At 39.7% G+C, this 1784-nt stretch carries 1 protein-coding gene; it reads right to left on the minus strand.

All coding sequences use genetic code 11. The features are described from left to right. Positions 1–183: 183 nt before the first annotated feature. The coding region (locus AC1DDX_RS27105; protein ID WP_477622993.1) for a SusC/RagA family TonB-linked outer membrane protein at positions 184–1784 on the minus strand (1601 nt) is incomplete at its 5' end.

A 1784-nucleotide genomic window follows, 5' to 3' on the forward strand; every position in this document is an offset into this window, starting at 1 on the left:
GCCCAATGAAGTGTATATACCATTGAGGGCACTTTGTAACTGCTCCGGGGTTTTGTAATAAGCGTCTGGGTTAATAAAATCCGTTGGGTTGGTATCCAGCACTTTCTGGCAGGAAGTAGCTGCTGCCACCAGCATGGTGAAGTAAAAATATTTTATCAGTTTCATACTTTTATAATAGATCAGTTAGAATGATAGGTTTAATCCGAATATGAGCGTGCTTGCCCGGGGATAAGCAGAAAAATCAAATCCGGGGGTAAGGGTGGAATTTCGGACGGACACTTCAGGATCTGGTCCGGAATAATTTGTCCATGTTGCAATATTTTGAGCAGAAGCGTAAATCCTTAAACTTTTAAGCTGAGCTTTTTGGAATATTCTTGATGGAAAATTATAGCCCAGTGATATCGTTTTTAACCGGAGGTAAGACCCATCTTCAACTACCCTGCTTGAGTAATAAAATGGTCCCTGCCCTCCGGTTCGAAACAAAGTATTACTAGGATTATCTGGCTGCCATCTATTGGCATAACTTGCGTACTGATTGAAAAACCTGGATTGCTTTCCGTTGCCATCAAATAGCATACGGTTAGCGTTGATGATGTCGTTTCCGTATGACCATTGAAGAAATACATTAAGATCAAATCCTTTATAAGAAAAATTATTTGATAAACCACCTGTATGCTTAGGAAGACCGCGTCCAATTACCGTAAAATCATTTGCATTAACATTTCCATCGCCATCAAGGTCTTTATATTTGATATCGCCTGGTTGCACCGTAGGATTTCCATTTCTGGGAATATTTTCTTTAAGCGTATAAACGCCTTGGGGGTTCTTATCAAAATCTTCATACTGATAAACACCATCCCAAATTGCACCATAAAATTGCCCTACTGGCTGTCCAAGAAGGGCTATGTAAGGAGAAAGCGCATTCCATTTTTGATCAAAACCTACCGGACTTTTTAAAGAAGTTTGGTTCTCAGAAAGTGCCAGTACTTTGTTTCTATTGAAACTGATGTTAAAACTTGAACTCCAGTTAAATTCCTTCCCATGAATATTAACCGTGCTCAGTGAGATTTCAAGACCTTGATTTTGCATTTTCCCTACGTTTTTATAGGCATCAGACAATCCGGTGGTATAAGGCAAAAGGGCCTGCAATAACAGATCATGGGTTGTTTTTCTGTAAATGTCAAGAGTTACATTTACACGTTGTTTAAAAAGGCTTAAATCATAACCAATATTCACTTGTTTTGTAGTTTCCCATTTTAAGTTGGCATTTCCAAAAGCACTTAAGATAGCTCCTTTAGAAGGCGAGCCATTGCCATAGGAATAACCCGCGGAATTGGGTTGTGTGATCTGGTCGAGATAGGAAAAGTCGGCAACCCTATTGTTGCCTGTCTCGCCGTAACTTAAACGTAGTTTAGCATCAGAAATAAATGTAAATTTCTTCATAAACTCCTCAGCACTCATCCGCCATGATAGTGCACCAGAAGGAAAATACCCCCAGCGCTTCCCCTGTGCGAATTTTGAAGATCCATCGGAACGGAAAGACGCAGTAAAGTAATATTTTGATTTATAATTATAATTTATGCGCCCGAGGTACGACAAAAGGCCCCATCTGGAACTTAATGAAGTACCGATCAGGGAAGGCGATTCATCTAAACCATCAAGGCCTAATGATTCATTAGGTACGTTGAGAGCAGCAAAGCCATTTACTCCCGTTTTATTTCCTTGCATGGTATACCCTGCCAATACAGTAAGATCATGCACCTTATTAAAAATCTTTTTATAGC

This window comes from Pedobacter sp. 10L46_2 (genome assembly GCF_056395165.1).